The 22,535-nt window shown below is 69.8% G+C and carries 14 protein-coding genes and 1 tRNA gene; 3 read left to right on the top strand and 12 right to left on the bottom strand.

Annotation, left to right across the window (positions count from 1 at the left end):
• Positions 1 to 6 precede the first annotated feature (6 nt).
• Complete coding sequence (locus tag QY917_RS10945; RefSeq protein ID WP_123676179.1) at positions 7 to 4,149, top strand: translocation/assembly module TamB domain-containing protein; 4,143 nt, start codon at positions 7 to 9, stop codon at positions 4,147 to 4,149.
• 105 nt (positions 4,150 to 4,254) lie between these two features.
• A tRNA-Arg gene (locus tag QY917_RS10950) sits at positions 4,255 to 4,329 on the top strand.
• A gap of 30 nt (positions 4,330 to 4,359) precedes the next feature.
• Here the strand turns inward: QY917_RS10950 and QY917_RS10955 are convergent.
• From QY917_RS10955 to QY917_RS10970, 4 genes are all read right to left on the bottom strand, one after another.
• Positions 4,360 to 4,734: a hypothetical protein gene (locus tag QY917_RS10955; RefSeq protein WP_123676178.1), complete on the bottom strand. Its 375-nt coding sequence runs from the start codon at positions 4,732 to 4,734 to the stop codon at positions 4,360 to 4,362.
• Positions 4,735 to 5,024: 290 nt separating this feature from the next.
• Positions 5,025 to 6,428 (bottom strand): phosphatidylserine/phosphatidylglycerophosphate/cardiolipin synthase family protein, encoded by a 1,404-nt coding sequence (locus tag QY917_RS10960; protein ID WP_047349738.1) that lies wholly within the window; start codon positions 6,426 to 6,428, stop codon positions 5,025 to 5,027.
• A 330-nt stretch (positions 6,429 to 6,758) separates the two neighbouring features.
• Positions 6,759 to 7,115, bottom strand: a complete 357-nt coding sequence (gene arsC / locus QY917_RS10965) for an arsenate reductase (glutaredoxin) (RefSeq protein ID WP_103737212.1) — start codon at positions 7,113 to 7,115, stop codon at positions 6,759 to 6,761.
• 69 nt (positions 7,116 to 7,184) lie between these two features.
• Positions 7,185 to 8,819: an iron ABC transporter permease gene (locus tag QY917_RS10970; RefSeq protein ID WP_083766778.1), complete on the bottom strand. Its 1,635-nt coding sequence runs from the start codon at positions 8,817 to 8,819 to the stop codon at positions 7,185 to 7,187.
• Between the two features lie 234 nt (positions 8,820 to 9,053).
• Here QY917_RS10970 and QY917_RS10975 point away from each other — a divergent pair, with 234 nt between their 5' ends.
• Positions 9,054 to 10,130, top strand: coding sequence for an ABC transporter ATP-binding protein (locus QY917_RS10975; protein WP_011806663.1), 1,077 nt, complete (start codon positions 9,054 to 9,056; stop codon positions 10,128 to 10,130).
• 44 nt (positions 10,131 to 10,174) lie between these two features.
• Here the strand turns inward: QY917_RS10975 and QY917_RS10980 are convergent, their stop codons facing one another.
• The 8 genes from QY917_RS10980 to QY917_RS11015 form a co-directional block, all read right to left on the bottom strand.
• On the bottom strand, positions 10,175 to 11,401 hold the full coding sequence (locus QY917_RS10980; RefSeq protein WP_123676177.1) for a Yip1 family protein: 1,227 nt from the start codon (positions 11,399 to 11,401) through the stop codon (positions 10,175 to 10,177).
• Positions 11,402 to 11,531: 130 nt separating this feature from the next.
• A complete protein-coding gene (locus QY917_RS10985; protein WP_047349735.1) occupies positions 11,532 to 12,272 on the bottom strand; it encodes a 1-acyl-sn-glycerol-3-phosphate acyltransferase in 741 nt (246 codons plus the stop codon).
• A gap of 19 nt (positions 12,273 to 12,291) precedes the next feature.
• Positions 12,292 to 13,587, bottom strand: a complete 1,296-nt coding sequence (locus QY917_RS10990; protein ID WP_123676176.1) for a dihydroorotase — start codon at positions 13,585 to 13,587, stop codon at positions 12,292 to 12,294.
• 213 nt (positions 13,588 to 13,800) lie between these two features.
• The gene (locus tag QY917_RS10995) at positions 13,801 to 14,763 is read right to left on the bottom strand and encodes an aspartate carbamoyltransferase catalytic subunit (RefSeq protein WP_011806667.1); all 963 of its coding nucleotides are present in this window, start codon (positions 14,761 to 14,763) and stop codon (positions 13,801 to 13,803) included.
• A 2-nt stretch (positions 14,764 to 14,765) separates the two neighbouring features.
• Entirely contained in the window at positions 14,766 to 15,299 is a 534-nt protein-coding gene (pyrR, locus tag QY917_RS11000; protein WP_011806668.1) for a bifunctional pyr operon transcriptional regulator/uracil phosphoribosyltransferase PyrR, read from the bottom strand.
• Positions 15,296 to 15,715, bottom strand: a complete 420-nt coding sequence (gene ruvX / locus QY917_RS11005) for a Holliday junction resolvase RuvX (protein ID WP_123676175.1) — start codon at positions 15,713 to 15,715, stop codon at positions 15,296 to 15,298. The genes pyrR and ruvX overlap by 4 nt, the downstream gene beginning before the upstream one ends.
• Positions 15,712 to 16,311: a YqgE/AlgH family protein gene (locus QY917_RS11010; RefSeq protein ID WP_011806670.1), complete on the bottom strand. Its 600-nt coding sequence runs from the start codon at positions 16,309 to 16,311 to the stop codon at positions 15,712 to 15,714. The genes ruvX and QY917_RS11010 overlap by 4 nt, the downstream gene beginning before the upstream one ends.
• A 125-nt stretch (positions 16,312 to 16,436) precedes the next feature.
• Positions 16,437 to 22,517 (bottom strand): Hpt domain-containing protein, encoded by a 6,081-nt coding sequence (locus QY917_RS11015; RefSeq protein ID WP_123676174.1) that lies wholly within the window; start codon positions 22,515 to 22,517, stop codon positions 16,437 to 16,439.
• Positions 22,518 to 22,535: the final 18 nt, after the last annotated feature.

A 22,535-nucleotide genomic window follows, 5' to 3' on the forward strand; every position in this document is an offset into this window, starting at 1 on the left:
ACCTCCATGACCCACCCCTCCAGCCACCAGCCCTACGCCGCAGGCGCGACGCCCACGCCGCGGCCGCCGCCGCGCCGCCGCGTCGGGCGCTGGGTGCTGGCTACGCTGGGGGGCCTGCTCATGGCGGCGCTGGTGCTGCTGGGCGGGCTGTGGTGGTGGGCCGGCAGCAACACCTCGCTGGCCAGCGCACTGGCGCGCGCGGCGCAATACCTGCCCGAGGGGCAGAGCCTGCAGGCGCGCGACGTGAGCGGCTCGCTGCGCTCGGGCGGCACGATTGGCTGGCTGCGCTGGAGCAGCCCCACGCTGGCCGTGGAGGTGCACGACGCGCGCATCGCCTGGAGCGTCGCGCCGCTGCTGCGCCGCCAACTGCGCCTGGGCGAGGTGCGGGCCGCGCAGGTGCTCATCACGCCGCAAGACGCGCCCGGCCCGCAGGAGCCGCCCACCCCGCCGCTGCAGCAGCTGGTGCTGCCACTGCGGATCGAGCTGCCCTTCCACGCGGACCGCATCGACTGGGCCGGCAGCACCGTCGCCCAGCAACTGGAGGGCACCTACCGCTACGACGGCGAGCAACACCGCCTGGCGGTGGACCAGGTCACGCTGGCCCAGGGCCGCTACGCGCTGCTGGCCACGTTGCAGGCCCAGGCGCCCATGGCGCTCACCGCCACGCTCAACGGCACGCTGCGCACGCCGGTGCCCGGCAGCGCGCAACCCTTGCAGGCCCTAGCCCAGGCCAGCGCGCAGGGCACGCTGGCCGGCGCGGGCGCACAGATCCAGCTCACGGCCCAGCTGCGCGGCACCGATGGCGCAGGCCCCACCCATCCACCGCTGCGCGCCGACCTGCAAGCGCGCATCGCCCCCTGGGCCGGTCAACCGCTGCTGCAGGCCGCGGCCGAGGTGCAGGCCCTGGACCTCGCCGCGCTGTGGCCGCAGGCGCCCGCCACCCAGCTCAGCGGCACCGCCGCGCTGGAGCCCGCCGAGGCCGACGCGCCCGGCTGGCAGATTCAGGCCGCGCTGCGCAACGCCCTGCCCGGCCCGTGGGACCAGCAGCGCCTGCCTGTCGACACACTGCAGGCCCGCGCCGCGTTCGACGGCACCACCTGGACCGTGTCCGAATCGCTGGCGCGGGTGGGCAGCGGCAGCGTCACGCTGCAGGGCGCCTACACGCCCGCCACGCGCGCGCTGCAGGGCCAAGCCGAGGTGCGCGCCCTCAACCCTGCGGCGCTGCACACCCTGCTGGACGCCGCGCCCGTGAACGGCACCGCCAGCGCCGAAAGCCGCGATGCTGCCGAGGGCGGCGCCGTGCGCTTCAGCGCCGATCTGCGCGCCGTCGGCCGCCCCGCCCCCACGGCCGCGGCGAAGGCGGGCGCCCCCGCGCCGCTGCGCCTGGACCAGTTGACCGTGCAGGGCGAGTGGCAGGGCGATCGGATCGACATCGCCCGCCTGCAGTTGGACGCCCTGCGGGCGCAAGTGCGCGCCCAGGCGCTGCGCATCGACCTGGCGGGACCGGCCGTGCAAGGCGCGCTACAGGCCACGCTGCCCGGCGCCAGCGCGCAGTTCGACGGGCAACTCGCACCCCAGCGCGGCAACGGCACGCTGGACCTGCGCATGACGGACGCGCAACGCGCGCAGCGCTGGCTGCAGGGCCTGCCGGGCCTGCCCGCTGCATTGGCGGGCTGGAGCCTGGACGGCAACGCCACGCTGGCCGCCACCTGGCGCGGCGGCTGGCACGACCTGCAGCGCCAACTGCAGGCCGCGGGCCTGCCGGCAGGCACGGCCGTGGCCGCCGGGGCCGCGCCGCAGCGCTTTGACCTGCAGGCCCAGCTGTCCGCGCCGCGCCTGCAGATCGCGCGCGCACCCCAGCCCGGCACGGACGCGGGCCCGCTCACGCTGGAGCTGCGGCGCACCACCGCCACGCTGCAGGGCTCGTTGGCGCGCGCCGCGCTCGACTGGGATGGCGAGCTGCGCCACGGCCCGCAGCCTGACGAGGGCCCTTCCGCCCGCAGCGCCACCCTCACGGGCCAGCGTGCCCAGTTGCGCCTGCGCGCTACGGCGGCCAGCCGCGGCGCGGGCCAATGGCAGGCCCAGTTGGAATCCCTGCAGATGCAGGCCGACGCGGCCGGCCAGCCCGGCCCGTGGAAGCTGCGCCTGGCCGAGCCGGTGGCCATCCAGCTGCGCCAGTCCCCCCAGCTGGTGGTGGAGGCCGGCGCCGGCCAGGCCTTCGTCGAAGGGCCGCGGCCCGGTCATCTGCAACTGCGCTGGCAACCCCTGCGCTATGCCCAGGGCGCGCAGGGTGCCCTGCAGCTGCGCAGCCAGGGCGAACTGAAGGGCCTGCCGCTGGACTGGGTCAACGCCTGGCGCATGGACGGCGACGGCATGCTGGAGCGGGCGGGCCTGGCGGGCGACCTGCTGCTGGACGGCACCTGGGACATCGACGCCGGCGACACGCTGCGCGCCAGCGCCAGCCTGCGACGCAGCGGCGGCGACCTGCGCATCCTCACGCTGGATGCCACGCCGACCACCGTGGTGCACAGCAGCGGCCAGGGCAAGGGTGCCCAGGCGGCCCAAGCCACGCCCACGCGCGGCACACCCGCCGGCGTGCGCCAGGCCGAACTCACGGTCAGCGCCGAAGGCCCGGCGTTGCGCGCCCGACTGGACTGGGACAGTGAGCGCGCCGGCCAATTGCACGCCGAAGGCAGCACCCAACTGGCGCGCACGCCCGACGGCTGGACCTGGCCCGCCGAGGCCCCACTGGCCGCCACCGTGCGTGCCGAACTGCCCGACGTGGGCGTGTGGTCCGCCCTGGCGCCGCCGGGCTGGCGCGTGCGCGGCACACTGAGCGCCGACGCGCGCCTGTCCGGCACGCGCACCGCGCCGCAGTGGAGCGGACAACTGGCGGCGGACCAGTTCGCCATCCGCTCGCTGCTGGACGGCGTGGACCTGCAAGACGGGCGCCTGCGCGCCGCGCTGCAGGGCGACCGGCTCACCATCACCGAGCTGAGCCTGCACGGTGGCCAGGGCAGCCGCGCACGCATCGCGGGCTACAGCGGCAACCGCACCGCGGCGCCGCAGGACGGCGGCACGCTCACCGGCGGCGGCACCGTATCGTGGGGCGCGGCAGGCGCAGGCGGCGCCGGTATCCGCATGGACCTGCGCGCACAGGCACGGGCGTTGCAGCTGCTGGTGCGCGCCGACCGGCAGGTCAGCGTCTCGGGCGACCTCACGGCGCGGCTGCAGGGCGGGCAATTCACGCTGCGCGGCCAGCTCACCACCGACCGCGCCACCATCATCCTGCCCGAGGCGGGCGCGCCCACGCTGGGCAGCGACGTGGTGGTGCGCTCCGCCGCATTGGACAAGCAAGCCGCCGCCAAGGCCGCGCGCGACGCGCAGCAGGCCCAGAAGGCCGAGGCCGGCGGGCAGGTGCAGGCCGCGCGCCCGCCCGACATCGCCGTCACGCTGGACCTGGGCAACGACTTCGCCCTGCAGGGCCACGGCATCACCACACGCCTGACGGGGCAGCTGGACATCCGCAGCAGCGGCACGGCCGGCGCCCCGCCGCGCGTGACCGGCGAGGTGCGCACCGTGCAGGGCCGCTACCGCGCCTGGGGCCAGGCGCTGGACGTGGAGACGGGCTTGCTACGCTTCAACGGCCCCTACGACAACCCGTCGCTGGACGTGCTGGCCATCCGGCCCAACATCAGCGTGCGCGCCGGCGTGCAGGTCACCGGCACGGCCCAGTCGCCGCGCGTGCGCCTGTATGCCGACCCCGACCTGCCGGACGCCGAGAAGCTCTCGTGGGTGGTGCTGGGCCGCAGTGCCGCCAGCGGCGGCGCCGAGGCCGCGCTGCTGCAGCAGGCCGCGCTGGCTCTGCTGGGCGGGGGCTCCGGCAGCGGCACCGGCGGTATCGCTAAGCGCGTGGGACTGGACGAGATCGGCTTCAAGGGCCCCGGCACGGGCGAGGACGCGAGCGCCGCCGCCCTCACCTTCGGCAAACGCCTGTCCAAGGACCTGTACGTGACCTACGAGCGCAGCCTCTCGGGCGTGCTGGGCACGCTGTACATCTTCTACGACCTGTCGCAGCACCTCACGCTGCGCGGCCAGACGGGCATGCAAAGCGCGGTGGACCTGATCTACACGGTGCGCTACGACTGAAGTTCTATGCCCAAAATTGGCCGTAACGCTTTCCCTTCAAGCGCAAGCAGCTATTAACTCAATAGCAAAAGGGCGGCATGGCACCGCCCTTACAATCTTGCCTCCCTCTCCGTAGTTCAATGGATAGAACGAGCGCCTCCTAAGCGCTAGATACAGGTTCGATTCCTGTCGGAGGGACCACTTTCCGGGCAGATGCCGGCGCAGGATCATCTAGCGCTCGCCGTCCGGCCCGGCCTTGGGGTCGGTTTCCGGTGCCGTGGGGTCGGTGTCCACCAGCCGGCCCGCCGCAGCGCCGCCCAGCGCCCCCGCCACGCTGCCCGCCACGCTGCCCGCCAGGGTGCCCACAAAGACGCCCACCGGCCCCGCCGTGGCAGCGCCTACGGCCGCGCCGGCAGCTGCGCCCGCCATCGCGCCGCCGCCCATCAGCACCGATTTGGATTCACGCTCCTGGTCTTCGGGCGGCAGGGGCTGCTGTGCCTGCGGCTCCGGGTCTTGCGACGGCACGCCGTAGCCAGGTCGTGCCTGTTCGGCCAGGTCGGGGTCGATGGGTGGGTTTTGGGGAAATCGCGGATCGGTGGCGTTCATGGCGCACTCCTTAAAACAGTGGTGGACGCACGCTGCGTGCGCCCGATACCCCCGTTGTAGTGTGGCGGTGGCTGCGGGCGTGCCCGCCAGCCGGCCGCAGGCGTGTCGGACGAGGGCGCCATCTCATCACTGCACGGCCCCGATCGCGCATCCCACGCCCCATGGGTCCGAAGGGACGTGCGGCGCACCTGTGCCGGGCAACCCGGGCACCACGACTACCCATCGCAGCCGCGCCGCCCAACAGCGAACGCACCGGCCTACCCTTCGCCCTGCACGGGCGCGACAGCCGCCTAGAGCTGAAAGCCCACCGAGCGCACCACGCCTTCGATGACGTCGCGCAGCCAGGAGGGCGCACGCGCGTGGTAGGGGCGCGCGCTGGCCAGCAGCTGGTCGCTCCACTGCGCCAGCCAGTGCAGTTCCTGCGGGCCGTAGAACACGGTCATGGCCTCGTAGTTCAGGAACAGGCTGCGCGCGTCCAGGTTGAGCGAGCCTACGAGAGCCAGTTCGTCGTCGATGAGCACCGCCTTGGCATGCACCATGGCCGGGGACAGCCATACCCGCGCACCCGCGGCGGCCAGCTGGCGCAGCGCGCGTTCGCGGGCCAGGTCTGCCAGGCGGTGGTTGGAGCGCGCCGGCACCACCACGCTGACCTGCACGCCGCGCCGGCAGGCCAGGCACCAGGCGTCCAGCAGCGCGTCGTCGGGCACGAAGTACGGCGTGACGGCCACGATGCGCCGCTGGGCATGGTAGGCAGCCGCCAGCAGCAGCGCATGCACGGTGTCGTCGGCATGGTCGGGACCGCTGGGCAGCCACTGCGCCAACGGGCCGTGTGCGGGCGGAGCGGGCAGCGCCGGCGCGGCGGTGCTCCGTGCCTTGCGGCGGCGGCGCAGCACCAGGCCGCGCGCCACACGCCAGTCGGTGGCGAACTGGGCCTGCGCCTGCGCGGCCAGCGGGCCATGGACCTCGTAGCTCAAGTCCGCCCAGGCGGGGTGGCCCGGCCGGTCGATGAAGTACTCGCAGGCCAGGTTGCGTCCGCCGCTCCACAGCCGCTCGCCGTCGGCCACGACCAGCTTGCGGTGGTTGCGCAGGTTGGTGCGCCCGTGCAGCGGGTTGTGCAGCAGCGGCATGAAGCGGCGCACCTGCAGGCCCTGGCGCCGCAGCGCGCGCAGCATGCCGGGCGGCGTGCGCATGCTGCCCAAGGCGTCCACCAGCAGGCGCACGCGCACGCCGCGGTGCACGCAGTCCAGCAGCGCGCGCGCCACCTCGCGCCCCACCTCGTCGTAGGCAAACACGTAGGTGCACAGGTCCAGCCGGTGGCGGGCCGACGCAATGGTGGCCAGCAGCCCCTGCAGCGCCTGCGTGCCGTCGGCATGCAGCACCACCTGCGCATTGCGCACGGCGGGCGCCAGCTCCAGGCTGGCCAGCAGCCGCGTGGCCCAGGGCGGCCCGCCTTCCGTTGCCTCCAGCGGCGGGCCGTGCGGGCGACGCGCGGGCCGCGCGAACTTGCGCGTGCCGAACAAGAGGAACAGCGGTACGACCAGATAGGGAAACGTGACGATGCCCAGCACCCAGCCCATCGCGGCCGAGGGATGGCGGCGCTGGTGGCCGATGCGCGTGCCCATCACGTACACCAGCAGCCCCACGGCCACGAAGATCGCGTGGCCCAGGCCCGAGAGCACGGCCACGCGGATCATGCGCGGGGGTGGAGCACGCGGCGAGGGCCCGCCGACGACCGTTGCTGCACAGCGCGCGCCGCGGCCGCACGGCCAGCGACCGCATGTATGGGCCCCGCATGCGGGGCGCATTCTTCTGGCGGTACGGGTGGTGTCATGGCGCTCTCCCACGGCCCGGAACAGGCAGCATGCCGCCCAGCATATCGGCCCGGCGCCGCGCGCGACTGTAGGAAAGCGGCGCGGCGCCAGGGAATGGGTCTTTTTGCTATTTATTTAATAGCTATTAGCGCTTGAAAAATAAGCGTTACAGGCCAATTTAACCGAAATACCCGAAATTCCGATGGCCCGGTATCAGAGCAACTCCAGCACCCGCTCGGGCGGGCGGCACAGCAGGGCACCGCGCGGCGTCACGACGATGGGGCGGTTGAGCAGCACCGGGTGCGCGGCGATGGCGGCGATGAGCTCGGCATCGGTGCGGCCCGGGTCGGCCAGATCCAGCGCGGTGTAGGCGGCCTCCTTGGTGCGCATGACTTCGCGCACGGGCACGCCCAGGCGCGCCACCAAGGCGGTGAGCTGGACGGCATCCAGCGGCTGGGCGAGATAGTCCACAACGGTGGGCTCGATGCCGCGCTCGCGCAGCAGCGCCAAGGCGCCGCGCGAATTGCTGCAGCGGGCGTTGTGGTAGATGGTGATGTCGGCAGGGGTCATGCGCGCAGTGTAGGCCGCCACACTAGGCCGTACCGGGGCCACCTCGGTGCCCAATGAGGCAGCGCCGGGTCAGCGCGACGAAGCGCGCAGCGTGCGGCTCAGCAGGATCACCGGCACCAGCCCCACGGCCACCAGCGCCAGCGAGGGCAGCGCGGCCTCGCCCAGGCGCTCGTCGCGGGCCAGCTGGTAGGCCACCACGGCCAGGGTGTCGCTGTTGAAGGGGCGCAGCACCATGGTGGCCGGCAGCTCCTTCATCACGTCCACAAACACCAGCAGCGCCGCCGCCGCGGTGGAGCGCTTGAGCAGCGGCCAGTGCACGCGCGTCAGCACGCCCAGGCTGCCCACGCCCAGCATGCGCGCCGAGTCGTCCAGGCTGGGCGAGACGCGCGCGTAGCCGCTTTGCACCGACTGCAGCGCTACCGCGCAAAAACGCACCAGGTAGGCCCAGACGATGCCCACGGCCGTGGCGGTGATGATCGCGGGCAGCCCCCAGCCGGGCGCCGCGGCCTGCATCCAGCCCACGGGCAGCAGCAGACCCACGACGATCACCGCACCGGGCACGGCGTAGCCCAGGCTGACCAGCTGCACCACGCCACGCGTGAGCGCATCGCGCCGGCGGCGCACGGCAAACGCCAGCACCAGGGCAATGCCCACGGCTAGCACGGCCGTAATGCCCCCCAGCCGCACACTGTTGCCCGCCCATTCGATGAAACGCGACCAGGGCAGCACCGACCAGTCGGCCGCCAGCGGCCGCAACATGAACAGCACCGGCGCCACGAAGCCCATCAGTACTGGCAGGGCGCACACCAGCCACGCCGCCACGGCGCTTGCACCGTGCAGCCGCGTGGGCTGCGCCTCGGTCGAGCCGGCGTGGCCCACGCCGCCCGTGGCAAAGCGCATGCGCCGCTGCGCGCGCAGCTCCAGCTGCAGCAGCAGCACCACCAGCACCAGCAGCACGGTGGCCAACTGCGCCGCGGCAAGCCGGTCGTCCATGGACAGCCAGGCCTTGTAGATGCCCGTGGTGAAGGTCTGGATGCCGAAGTACGCCGCGACGCCGAAGTCGGCCAGCGTCTCCATGAGCACCAGCGCCACGCCCGCGGCCACCGCCGGGCGTGCCAGCGGCAGCGCCACGCTGCGGATGCGCCGCGCGGGCGATGCGCCCAGCAGGCGCGCCGCCTCCATGAGGTGCGCCGCACGCTCGCCCAGCGCCGTGCGCGCCAGCAGGTACACGTAGGGGTAAAGCGAAAAGATGAACACCCACACCGCACCGCCCAGGCTGCGCACCTCGGGCAGCAGGCGGCCCTCCAGGCCGAACGTGGCGCGCAGCCCGACCTGCAGCGGGCCGCTGAACTGCAGGAAGTCGGTATAGGCGTAGGCCGTCACATAGGCCGGCATGGCCAGGGGCAGCAGCAGCAGCCACTCCAGCGAGCGCCGGCCACGGAAGTCGAACAGCGTGACCGCCGCGGCGCAGGCCGTGCCCACCACGGCCGCGCCCACGGCCACGGCGAGACCCAGCCACAGCGTGGTCCACAGGTAGCCCGGCAGCACCGTGGTGGCCATGGCGCGCAGGATGGCACCGGACTGCGCGCCGCCCTCGCCCCAGGGCAGCCACGCCCCCAGCACGGCCAGCAGGGGCAGCGTGAGCAGCAAGGCCAACAGGATCAGTGAAGTGGAGCGCAGGGCGCGGCGGATTCGTGGCAGCAAGGGACGGCCGGTAGCGAAGTGCAAGGCGAAGAGAGCGCATCCACCGCCTGCCGGTGAACCCCTGGCGGCTGTGATGCAAATGGGAACAATTCTACGCAACCGCGGGCCGCTGGTCGGCCGCGCCCCCGCCGGCATGCGGGCCCCGGGGCGGCGGCGCAGCGCGGGGCTACGCCTGCGCAGTACGGCGCTGTGGCGTGGGGTCATTCAGGGCAGGACACGCCCTAAACTCACGCCATGTTTCTGGAAGTGTCTCAATTGGACGTGCGGTACGCCAACCGCCCGCAAGCCGCCGTGCGCGGCGTGACCCTGGGCTTGGCCGCCGGCGAGATCGGTGTGCTCATCGGCCCCTCGGGCTGCGGCAAGACCACCCTGCTGCGCGCGGTAGCGGGGCTGGAACCCGTCGCCGAAGGAGCCATCCGCCTGGGGGGCGAGGTGGTGGGCGCACCGGGGCGCAGCATGCCCCCCGAGCAGCGGCGCATGGGCATGGTGTTCCAGGACTATGCGCTGTTTCCGCACCTCAGCGTCGGGCGCAACGTGGCTTTCGGCATCCACGCACTCCCCCGCGCGGAGCAGGCCGAACGCGTGCGCGAGTCCCTGGCCCTGGTGGGTCTGGAGGGCAGCGAGGCGCGCTTTCCGCACGAGCTCTCGGGCGGCCAGCAGCAGCGCGTGGCATTGGCGCGCGCGCTGGCACCGCGCCCGCGGCTGATGCTGCTGGACGAGCCGTTTTCCAACCTGGATGTGGACTTGCGCGAGCGGCTGGCCCACGAGGTGCGCAGCATCCTCAAGACCGCCGGCGCTACGGCACTGTTCGTCACGCACGACCAGTTGGAGGCCTTCGCCATCGGCGACCGCATCGGCGTGCTGGAGGGCGGCCACCTGCACCAGTGGGACGATGCCTACTCCCTCTACCACCGCCCCGCCACGCGCTTCGTGGCCGACTTCATCGGCCATGGCGTGTTCGCCCCCGCCACGCTGGTGCAGCAGGGCAGCCATGTGGTGGCGCGCACCCCGCTGGGCGACCTGACCGACATCGACGGCTGCCTGCTGCCGGCAAGCTACCCCGGCGGCGAATGCGACGTGCTGCTGCGTGCCGACGACGTGGTGCATGACGACAGCTCACCCGTGCGGGCGCGCATCGTGCGCAAGGCCTTTCGCGGTTCGGAATTTCTGTACACGCTGGAACTGGCCAACGGCCTCACCGTGATGGCCCACGTGCCCAGCCACCATGACCATGCCATGGGCGAATGGATCGGCATTCGCACGCAGGTCGACCACGTGGTGGCGTTCGCACGGGAGAGCGCCGCACGCTGACCGCGGCTCCCTCAAGCGCCCCTGCCGTCGGGGGGGCGCCAGGCTCAGGACTTGTCCTTGCGCGGCAGGTTCTCCAGCGCGGCCAGGTCGATCTGGCCCATGAAGCCCTGCACGTCCTTCAACGGCAGGTTCTCGGCCTCCACCGTGACCACCACGCCGTTCTTGAGCACCGCGCGCAGTTCCGCCTGGCTGCCGTCCTTGGCGTAGCTGTGGTGCAACGTGCGGCCATTCTCCTGCCAGGTCTTTTCCACGATGCCGTCGCTCTCGCGCTCGCCCTGCACCATGCCTGCCAGTTGGGCCAACTGGCCGAATGCACCCGCATCCACGACCGAAATGCGCACAACCTTGTCACCGTTGCCGTACTCGGCCTCCGCCTGGCTGGTCGGCAGGCCTGTGGCAGCGCCGTCGTGAACCTCATAGCTGGTGCGTTCCAGCGAACCCAGCTTGGCGGGCAGCGCGGCCTTGAGCGCATCAACCCCCACCGTCTGGTGCTTGGCACCTCCCATGGCCGCCGCCATCGCCTGGCCTGCGGCTTCGGTCACCTGTTGGGTATCGCCGCTCTTGTGCGCCTGCTCCATACGGCGGGCAGCCTCTTCCATCTTCTTGCCGGCCTCTTCCAGCTTGGCGGTATCCAGCGTGACCTGCCCACGCGGCGTGTCGATGACCACGGCCGGGCCGCCCGCACTGCCCCACATGGCGGGGCCATGCGGCATGAACAGCGAACCGATGGCCGCAATGACGATGCCCAGCACGATGGCCACCACCACGACCACCGCCGTGTAGGGCACGGCGCGCGCAGCCGGGCTGCGCATCAGCAGCGGCAGGCCCAGGTACAGCAGGTACAGCGAATACAGCGCCGCCACCAGGCCCAGGATGGCCAGCGCCGGCAACAGGCTGAACACGCCGCCCAGCATGGCGGCCGTGCTGGCGTAGACCGCGACCTTGAGCGCCTGTCCCTGGTTCTGGGTGCCGCCGAACGTGGGTGCCAACGCATTGATGACCAGGGCCAGCACATACACGCCGACCAGGCTCAACACATAGGACACGGCCATGTTGGCCAGCCCGGCGAGCACCGGCACGCGCATGCTGAAGCCAAAGCCTCCCATGCCGATCAGCGACATGCCGATGAATCCGCAGACGGCCGGAATGGCCGCGAGGATCATCAGGTAACCCGTGAACAGGCGTGCCGTATCGGCAGGCTCCCCATCAATGGCGGCCCAGGTCTCGCGGGGCTTGAGCAAAATCCCCTTCACGCGCTCCATCAGTTGCATACATCCCTCCCTCGGTTATTGGCAAAGAGGCGCACCATACTGCAGGCGCATGTCGATGCGATGGATGTAAACAGACCGTTACAGCCCCGTTGCACACACATGTGCACTTTTGGCGACAGCAGGAGGCTATTCAGCGTTGGCGCAGATCGTCCACTGCGGCATGCAATGCCTGGCCCCACACCCGGCGGTCGCGCCCCTGCGCACGCTCGGGAATGCCGAAATGCGCCACCGCCGTGATGGGCGGCGCGGTGAGCGTGCGCCAGATGGAGCCCACCAGCGTTTCGTCGCCGATGTAGCTCGGGGCGTGGGTGGTCTGGCCGCTTGCGCGGTCCACGAAGCGCAGGCCGATGGGCTGCACAGGCACGTCCGCCTGCAGCGCAGCCTGCAACAGGTTGGGGTGAAAGGGCAGCAGCGTGCGACCGTCGCCGGTCGTGCCTTCGGGAAACACCGCGAGTATTTCGCCCCGCAACAGGGCATCCCGCATGCTGCCCACCATGCGCAGGGCATCGCGCCGCGACGCGCGCTCGATGTACAGCGTGCCCGCTGCCGTGGCGAGCGTGCCGACGATGGGCCAAGCCTGCACGTCGGACTTGGAGATGAAGCGGCAGTAGCGCGCCGCATGCATCACCGGGATGTCGAGCCAGGACAGATGGTTGGCCACCAGCAGCACCGGCCCCTGGCTCGGCGGGGTGCCGCGCACCTCCAGCGTGACCCCCGCGCAGGCCAGCAGGCCCAGCGCCCACGCCTGCACCCGCGCCTGCTGCTGCTCCACCGATAGGCGGGGAAAGCGCAACGCCACCACGAGCAACCCCTGTGCAGCGTGCAGCACCAGCCGCAACACCCGCCAGCAGGCCCGTAATCCCCGCAGCATGTGCGTGTGCCGGCGTCGCTCAGCCGCGCTCGAACGCGACCTGGCCGCCCACCAGCGTGCAGCGCACCCGGCCCGGCAGTTCATAGGTCGAGAACGGCGTGTGCTTGCCCTGGCTGGCCAGTGCGTCGGCCTGCACGGTCCAATGCGCCGCAGGGTCCAGCACGCACAGGTCGCCCACCCCGCCTTCGATAATGCGGCCCACGCTGGCCTGCAGCGTGCCCAGCGACGTGCCCAGCACCCGCGCGGGCTCTGCCGTGATCACGGCCAGCGCACGCTGCAGCGGCGCGCCGCCTTCCTGCGACCACTTGAGCGCCACGGACAGAAGCAACTCCAGCCCCGTCGCGCCGGGCTCGGCCTCGGCAAATGGCAGAGCTTTGGCATCCTCGTCCACCGGCGTGTGGTCGGACACCAACGCGTCGATGGTGCCATCCAGCAGCGCCGCGGCCAGCGCATCGCGGTCGCGCTGCTGGCGCAGCGGCGGCGTGAGGCGTGCGCGGCTGTCGAAGTAGCCGATGTCCGCATCGGTGAGCATGAGCGAGTTGATGCTCACGTCGCAGCTCACCGGCAGGCCGGCCGCCTTGGCCTGCCGCACCAGATCCACCCCCGCGCTGCTGGACAGGCGGCACAGGTGCACGCGCGCGCCCGTGGTTTTGAGCAACTCGAAGATGGTGTGCAGTGCGATCGTCTCCGCTGCCACGGGCACGCCCGACAGGCCCAACCGTGTGGCCAGGGGGCCGCTGGCGGCCACGCCCTTGCCCAGGTGCAGTTCCTGCGGGCGCAGCCAGACGGTGTAGCCGTAGGTCGCGGCGTACTGCAGCGCGCGCTGCAGCACCTGGGTGCTGGTCAGCGGCACCTCGGCCTGGCTGAAGCCCACGCAGCCGGACTCCGTCAGCTCGGCCATCTCGGTCAGCACCTCGCCGGCCAGCCCACGCGTGACTGCGCCCAACGGGAACAGCCGCGCCTGGTGCAGCTTCTCGGCGCGGAACTTGAGCATCTGCACCAGGCCAGGCTCGTCGAGCACCGGGTCGGTGTCGGGCGGGCAGACCAGGCTGGTCACGCCACCCGCGACGGCCGCCGCCATCTCGGACTCCAGCATGCCCTCATGCTCATGCCCCGGCTCGCGCAGGCGCGCCGCCAGGTCCACCAGACCCGGCAGCACCAGGCAGCCGCTGGCATCGATCACGCGGGTGGGCGTGAAACCCTGGGGCTCGCGGTCCACCGCGATGATGCGGCCCGCCGCCAGCGCCACGTTGCACACCTTGTCGAGGCCGCTGGCGGGGTCGATGACGCGGCCGTTCTGGATGAGGATTTTCATGGTTCTAAGCCAAATTGGCCGTTAGCGCCCGTCCCACAAGCGCTAGCAGCTATCAAAACAATAGCAAATGAGTCATCCGGGTGATCCATGGCGCCGTGCGCCACCCACACCCCATGAAACTGGGGCAACCCAGGTCGGGGCCGCCGTGCAAGGGCCGCCCCGCCGTGCGCGCGGCATCCCCCTGGGGGGAAGGCGCGAAGCGGCTCAGCGAGGTCATGCTTCATTCCCTGCCACGATGGACATGACCGCCATGCGCACCGCGATGCCGAAGGTGACCTGCGGCAGGATCACGGCCTGCGGACCGTCCACCACGGCGGAGTCGATCTCCACGCCGCGGTTGATGGGGCCCGGGTGCATGACGATGGCATCGGGTTTGGCCAGCCGCAGCTTCTCGGGCGTGAGTCCGAAGCTCTTGAAGTACTCTTGGCTGGAAGGCAGCAGCGCACCGCTCATGCGCTCGTTCTGCAGGCGCAGTGTGATGACCACGTCGCAGCCTTTGATGCCTTCCTCCAGGTTGTGGAACACCCGCACGCCCATCTGCGCCATGTCGGAAGGCACCAGCGTGCGTGGGCCCACCACGCGCACCTCGGCTGCGCCCAGGGTGGTCAGGGCATGGATGTCCGATCGCGCCACGCGCGAATGCAGCACGTCGCCCACGATGGCCACCGTGAGGTTGGAGAAGTCCTTCTTGTAATGGCGGATGGTGTACATGTCCAGCAGCCCCTGCGTGGGGTGCGAGTGCCGGCCGTCCCCGGCGTTCACCACGTGCACGTGCGGTGCCACATGCTGTGCGATCAGGTAGGGCGCGCCCGATTCGCTGTGGCGCACGACGAAGATGTCCGCCGCCATGGCGCTCAGGTTGTCGATGGTGTCCAGCAGCGTCTCGCCCTTGGCGGTGGAGCTGCGCGCGATATCCAGATTGAACACGTCGGCCGACAGGCGCTTGGCCGCGATCTCGAACGTGGTGCGCGTGCGCGTGCTGTTCTCGAAGAACAGGTTGAACACGCTCTTGCCGCGCAGCAGCGGCACCTTCTTGACCTCGCGCTCCTGGACGCTGACGAAGTTGGTGGCCGTGTCCAGGATGTGCGTGACGATGTCCTTGGGCAGGCCCTCGATCGACAGCAGGTGGATCAGCTCGCCGTTCTTGTTGAGTTGGGGGTTGCGCTTGTACAGCACCGTCAGACCTCTTTGACGTCGAAATGGAAAGCGCCGGCCTCGCTGCGGGCCAGTGCCAGCGATTGCGTGGGCGGCAGCGCCACGCGCGCCGCAGCGAACTCGGCGGCCACCGGCAGCTCGCGGCCGCCGCGGTCCACCAGCACCGCCAGGCGCACGCGCGCCGGGCGGCCGTAGTCGAACAGCTCATTGAGTACGGCGCGGATGGTGCGGCCGGTGTAGAGCACATCGTCCAGCACCAGGATGTCCGCACCATTCACGTCGAACGGCAGCGTGGTCTGCGCGCTGGAAGCCAGGCCCCGCTGGGAGAAATCGTCGCGGTGCATGGCGGACGACAGCACCCCGGCCTGGCCCGGCAAGCCCAGGTCCTTTTGCAGACGCTCGGCCAGCCAAGCACCGCCCGAGGCGATGCCCGCCAAGTAAGTGTCAGATTCGCGCAGCATGCGCACGCCGCGCAGCAGCTCGGCGTACAGCGCCTCGGCATCCAGCGTGAGATGGCCCGGGCGCGTGGCACCCGGCGGGGTCGTAGCAGAACTCATGGCAGGTTCCTCAAAAACTGTTCCAGGATGATGCAGGCCGACGCGGCGTCGGCATCAGCCGCGCCCGCAGAAAGGGCCTCGGTGGTGCTGTAGCGCTCGTCCACCTCGAAGACCGGCAGGCCGAAGCGCCCGCGCAGCTGGCGCGCGAACTTGAGCGCACGGGCGGTGTTCTCATGGGCAGCCCCGTCGGGATGCAGCGGCACGCCCACCACCAGGGCATCGGGCTGCCACTCGCGGATGCGGTCGGCCACCTGGGCGAAGCGGGCATCGCCCTCCGCGCGGATCGTGCCCTGGGGCGTGGCGCTGCGCAGCATGCGCGTACCCACGGCGACGCCGGTGCGCTTGAGCCCGTAATCGAAAGCCAGAAAGGATTGGAAATGCGCGGGGACGACGGCTGGAGCAGGCTGGCCGCTCATGCATGCCCCGCTTCGGGCGACAGCATCCACGACTGCAGGCCCAGCAACCCCAGAGCACGGTCATAGCGCTCTTGCACAGGCGTTTCAAAGATGACCGACACGTCCGCACCCACGGTGAGCCAGCTGTTTTCGGCCAATTCGGACTCCAGTTGGCCTTCGCCCCAGGCCGAGTAGCCCAGCGTCACGAGGACGCGCCGTGGGCCCGCACCATGGGCCAACGCCTCCAGCACATCCTTGGAAGTGGTCATTTCCAGCCCGCCGGGGATGGTCATCGTGGAGGCGTAGGGCGACTCGTCCTCGCTCTCCTGCGGGCCGCGCATGGCCTCGTGCAGCACGAAGCCGCGCTCGGTCTGTACCGGGCCGCCCTGGAATACCGGCTGCAGCGTGAGATCCTCTCGCCCGAGGGACAGGTCCACCTTCTCGAACAGCCCTTCCAGGCTGATAGGCGTGGGTTTGTTGATGATCAACCCCAGCGCGCCGCGCTCGCTGTGCTCGCACAAATACACCACACTGCGCGAAAAAGAGGCATCTTCCACGCCCGGCATGGCGATCAGGAAGTGGTGCGTCAGATTCATGGGCGCGGTATCGGCAGGCATGCGGCAATTTTACGGCCAACCACCGCATCGGCCCGTTATCCGAGGGCATCGCCCCGGTGCACAAAAGACAAGGCCCGGCAGGCGTGCAGCCTGCCGGGCCTGGGTGACGCTGGACTGCGTCGCCGTCAGGCGGTCACTGCCTCCGTGTTCAGGCTGGCGTAGTGGCGCACCAGGCTCATCAGCTCCTCGTCGGAGTAGGGCTTGCCCAGGTAGTGGTTCACGCCGAGTTCCATCGCATGGTCGCGGTGCTTCTGCGCAATGCGCGAAGTGATCATGATGATCGGCAGGTCCTGCAGCGCAGCGTCGGAGCGGATGTTGCGCGCGAGATCAAAACCGTCCATGCGCGGCATCTCGATGTCGGACAACACGACCGCGGGGCGCTCTTCCTGCAGGCGCTCCAGCGCCTGCAGGCCGTCGGCCGCCAGGGCCACACGGTAACCTTCGCGCTGCAGCAGGCGCTGCGTGACGCGGCGCACGGTGATCGAGTCGTCCACCACCAGGATCAACGGCACCTGCTGCACCGGCACCAGCAGCGAAGCGGCGGGCGTGCCGCCCTCGGCAGCCACCACCGCGCCGGCTTGGTCCACCGCCGGTGCGTGCGTGGCCGCGCGCACCTGGTCGCCGTACACCGTGGCCAGCGCCACCGGGTTGTAGATCAGCACCACGGTGCCCGAAGCCAGCACGGACATGCCCGCGAGGCCTGGCAGACGCGACAGCTGCGGCCCCAAGTTCTTCACCACGACTTCCTGGTTGCCCAGCACTTCGTCCACGTGCATCGCGATGCGCTGCGACGCGCTGCGCAGGATCACCACGGGGCGGCTCTTGCCCGTGACCTCCGTGCTGCGCGAGGACGACTGGAGCAATGCACCCGCCCAGTAGAAGGGCAGATCCTCCAGGCCATCCGAGAAGGTATGGCTGGCGTAGGCAGCGTCGAGCTCGGTGCCGGAACTACGGCGCACGATCTCCACCAGGTTGGCTGGCACGCCGATGGTCAGGTTGCCCGCGCGCAGCATCACCACCTGGGTCACCGCTGTCGTGAGCGGCAGCACCATGCGGAAGGACGTTCCCTTGCCCGCCTCGGTGGAGGTCTCGATGCGGCCACCCAGGGCATTCACCTCCGAGCGCACCACGTCCATGCCGATACCACGGCCAGAAAGGCCCGTGATCTCCGACGCTGTGGAGAAGCCCGGCATGAAGATCAGGTTGGCCGCCTCGCCATCGCTCAGCTGCGCATCGGGGGCAATCAACCCTTGCGCCACGGCCTTGTCCCGGATGCGGGCGATGTTCAGGCCTGCCCCGTCGTCGCGGAACGCCACCGACACGTCGTTGCCCTCGTGCCGCAAGTCGATGGAGATCGAGCCCACAGGAGCCTTGCCGGCAGCAGCGCGCGTCTCGGGTTCCTCGATGCCGTGCCCCACGCAGTTGCGCAGCAGGTGTTCGAACGCAGGGGTCATGCGGTCCAGCACGCCGCGGTCCATCTCGATGGAACCACCCGAAATGTCCAGCTTGATCTGCTTGCCGGTTTCCTTGGATGCCTGGCGCACCACCGCATAGAGGCGTTCCGAGATGCCCTCGAACTCCACCATGCGCGTGCGCAGCAGGTCGCGCTGCAACTCACGTGCCTGGCGGCCCTGGGCGATCAGATCGTCTTCGGCGTCTTCCATCGCACGCTGCATGTTGCGCTGCACGGTGGCCACGTCGTTGACCGACTCCGCCATCATGCGCGTCAGTTCCTGAACGCGGGTGAAGCGGTCGAATTCCAGCGGATCGAAGCCCGCCGCCATGTCCTTGGACAGGGCCAAGCGGGACTGCATCTGCGATTCCGCCTGTACCTCGATGTCACGCAACTGCTGGCGCAGGCGCTCCAGGTTGCCCGACAAATCGGTCAGCGAACTGCGCAGTTGCGACATGCGCACGTCCAGCCGCGAACGCGCGATCATCACTTCGCCCGCCTGGTTCACCAGCCGGTCGAGCAACTGCGAACGCACGCGCACGGAATGCCCACCTGCCGCACGCAGGGGGGCCGGCGCAGGGGCTGCACCCAACGGCGCACGCAACGCAACGGGCGGAGCGAGCGGCTGGGAAAGCCCTGGCGCGGGAGCGGATTGGACCACCTGTGCGTCCTGTCCATGCTCAGCGGCCGGTACCGCCGGCTCCGCTCCAGTTGCGCGCAGCGCGTCGAAACTCGCCTGCAATGCGTCGAAGCTGACCAGCAAGGGCTCAATGTCTGCGGCCGCCACGGTTTCCGTGTCGATCTGCTCCACGGCCGTTTCCATGCGGTGCGCCATTTCGCCAAGCCGCATCGCGCCTGCCAGGCGCGCACTGCCCTTGAGGGTGTGCAGGGCGCGCAGCAGTTCGCTGCGTGCGCCCAGGTTCTCCGGCCGCGACGACCACTGGCGCAACGCCCCACCCAGCGTGGGCAGCAGTTCAACCGCTTCTTCCTCGAAAATGGGAAACAGATCGGGGTCGATGTTGTCCAGCGCATCGATGTCGTCATCGATATCGACGGTGGTCGGCACGGCAGGCGCGACAGTATCGCCAATCACGCGGTCGCGGCTTACGGGGAGCGTAGGCGCCACCACGGGCGATGGGGCAGCCGGCTCGTCGACGGCCGTCGCATGCACGGTGCCCTGAGGCGTTGCCGGAGCCGGCTCCTGCGTCTCAAATGCTTGTGCCTCTGCCTCGGCGAAAGCACGGTCTTCCAGCGACACCATGCCGCTGATCACTTCGGTCTGCAGGATCTCGTTGAGCTGTTCCAGCACCGAGGCGCTGGGCTCCTTCAGGAAGCCTGCGGCGAATTGGTGCAGCAGCCTCCGGATGTCCTCGGCAGCGGCGTTGAATGCCTGCGCATGCTCGGGGAGACCCTGCTGCAGCAGTTGAACATGCTGCAGCGTATGTTCCAGGGTACGCGCAAGATTGGACAGTGCCGAGAACCCGACAGTGGCAGAGCTGCCTGCCAGCGAGTGCGCCAACGCCACCGCGCTGTCCGGCAGCGGCTGGTGCAATTCCAGCGACCATTCCTGCAACGCAGTCACGAGGCGGCGCGACCATTCATCGGCCTCGTTGAGGTACACGTTGTATAACGGTATGCCGATGCGCAGGTGCTCGATGACCTTGACCGCTTCGTCGACCGCTTCCTCCACCGGACCGTCCGTCCCAGCCACGGTTTCGGCGGCTTGCGCAGACGGTACGTCCGCCGCTGGCTCCTCGTCCAGGATGAACTCGGGTTGGACGCCATCCGTGCCGATAAAGAATGTCTCGTCCTGCCGCACCGCGGATGCGTTATCCGCCGGCTCCGCCACCGTGTCAGCCGCTACTGTTGAAGCGGGTTCGCCGACCTCCTGTGCTGGCGCATCGGTAGCTTGCAGCGCAGCCTCGAACAGCGAGAAATCCACCTCCTCCGTCACCGTCTCGGGAGCTGCGGGCACCTCCTCCACCGGCAACACGGCCTGGTCGGCCTCATCCACATCGATGAAGGTGTCGACAAAGTCGCCGCCCACTTCCTCATGGCCCGCCGTCGCGTCCTGAGACGGCACGTCGACATCCGGCAGCACCAGATCAAACTCCAGCGCGGCAGCGTTGGCGTGGGCGTCAACCGCTTCGAGCGGTGCAGGCGGTTCAATGGCAAATGCTTGTGGTTCGGCCGCGGGCTCCGGAAGGTCTGGCACCGACAACACGGGCTCGTCAGACAGCAGCGGTTCTGCGGGCACTTGCGGCGCCACGGCCGCAGTGGTGTCCGCGGAATCGGAGGAGGGCACGCCCAGTGGCAGCAGCGTGCCATCCGTGCGCATCGCATCCGCCGCAACCCGGAAGGCTTCGGCCTTCCACGGGTCCGCAGCTCCTGCTGCGATGTCATCGGCCCATCGACCGAAGGCGCCCAACGCCTCGGAGGAGAGTTGCAGCAGCGCTTCCTTGATGGGTTTTTGCTCGGCCAGCCAGGCATTGAGCGTCTGCTCCATGGACCACGCGGCTTCACCAAATTCGTTCAGCCCCACCATGCGCGAGCTACCCTTGAGGGTATGGAAGGCACGCCGTAGCGTGGTCTGCTCGCTCAGGTCACCCGGCGCAGCACGCAGCGCGTCAATCGCCGACAAGCCGGTGGCGACGACTTCGCGTGCCTCTTCCAGGAAGATGTCGAGCAGTTCATCCTCGCTATCGTCCTCCGGCAGGGCTGCGGCAGCGACGTTGCTCGACGGAACCACTGGAAGCGCGGGCTCTTCCGGAGCGGCCACCGCAGAAACGGCGTCTTCCGACGTCGTCGCGTCCACGTCAAGCAGCGAAAAATCAATGTCCGCCAGTGCAGACGGCGTGGCGCTCTCGACCACAGCCGCAGCCGCGGGTTCGGGTGCGTCGGGGAATGGGAGCTCCAACGCGGGTACGGCAGGCGCTTCCTGATCATGCGCGCCCGGATGAGGCAGTTGCGCACGCGCCCGCCCCATGAGGACACGCAACTCGCCCAGCTCTTCGTCGTAAACGAAGAGCTTGCGCGCCATCGCACGCTGGTAGCTCAGCATGTCGATGAGAAAGCCCAGCGCTCCCAGGCTGTTGCCCAGTTTCTCGAAAACCTGCGGGCGCTCTTCCTCGGGCAGGTCGTTGGTCAGCATGCGCTCGACCGTGTCGCGCATGCGCACCACGGCCAAGGAGGCCTGATCCAGTCCCAGCACGGACAGCACGCCGCGCATCTGCTGCAGGCTGCCAGGCACGGAGGCAAGCAGGGTCATGTCTTCCGGGCTGCGGAAGAACTGGTCCATGGACTTCTCTGCCTCTGCCAGAGTCGCACGCAGTTCACCGACCACGCTACCCATGGTCTGGTGGTCACTGACGCGGCGATACAGCTCTTCCATCCAGGGTTCAAGAGGCTGCGATTCCCCGCCGGCAACCACGCTGTCCAGTCGCTCGGACAGCCGCGCAGCTCGCTCCGCCATGTACTGCTGGGCGGCATCCAATTCCTCGAAGGACGCCTGCAGATACAGTACAGAGGTGGCCACTTCCATGGCCAGCGCTGCCGAAGGAGGCTCGCCCGACCGTGTGGTGGCCTCCAGGGCACGCGTCAGGGCCAGTGCCAGGCTTTCGCTGTCCGGGTGCAGTTTGCGCAATGAATCGCACACCAGGCTGAACTGGTCCGCTGCCGGTTTGAGCTTGTTGCGGTCTCCACCCGCAAGTGCGGACCAGGTTTCCGTGGCCGCGGCAATGCGCTTGCGCGCCTGCGCAAGAATGGCAGGGTCGAAAAGACCGAAGCGCGGCTGGTCATAGTCCACCGGCTGGTAGCGATTCAAATCAAACGCGCGCCGTACGGCCGTCAGTACCGGCATGCGGGAAGCTGCTTCCGCCGTCGCAGGCACCACGGCCTGGGCGCAGAAGAACAGAAGATCCTGCACCAGACGGTCGCTGATCGCCGTGTCCCCCTTGGCCAGGGTGGCGTATTGCATCAGCACGCGCGAAGCGACGCGTTTGGCATACAGATCCGGATTGAGTGCCTGCTGCGCCAGCGCCTCGAAAAAGCCTGCACAGATCTTCCAGAAAGCGCGGGCCTGGCGGTCGGTCTGCGCCGCAGCGAAGCCCAGGCAGGTTGTCTGCATGTCTGCAGCGGCGCCCGGGTCCGCATTCTTCACCAGCCGCAGCACCGCGCTGTCCAGCCGCGCACGCGCTTCCGATCCATAGGGCAGCGGCGCAGCGGCAACCGGCACGTCAGGATCATGGAAGCGCCGCTCCACGGGCCACAAGTCCGCTGGATGCACCCGCTCCCCCCCCGCCAGCGTCTGCGCCTCGCGGTACTGAGGAAACAGCGCCACCGGCGACACGGACTTGCCTGCGAGCACATGCTCCAGGTATTCGATCAAGGCAAAGCTGGCGCGCTCGATGACGGCCGCTGCATCATCGCTGCAGGTCTCAGGCCGCTGAACGAACCGCTGGACCGCCGTTTCCATGGCGCGCAACAACAGGGCCGGAGGCGCCATCCCCACCATCTCCAGCGCGCCGCTGGCCTGGTGGAGTTGCTGGCGTGCGATGCGCAAGGGCCCCGCGTCCAGTGAGGCGAGATCGGACTCCCGCGCTATCTCGGCATCGCGCACGAAACGGCGCATGGCCTTGACGGCACCATCCAAGGATTTGCGCAGTTCATCGAGCACCCATGCGAGCGGCCCAAGATCCTGCTCGCCCTGGGCCCAATCGGCGCCCTGTGCGTTTGCGGCGTCAACAGATGACATGGATTCGTCCCCGGCTGA

Origin of the sequence: Diaphorobacter sp. C33, from assembly GCF_030503915.1 — a bacterium.
In the GTDB taxonomy this organism is placed as follows: Bacteria; Pseudomonadota; Gammaproteobacteria; order Burkholderiales; family Burkholderiaceae_C; genus Diaphorobacter; species Diaphorobacter nitroreducens.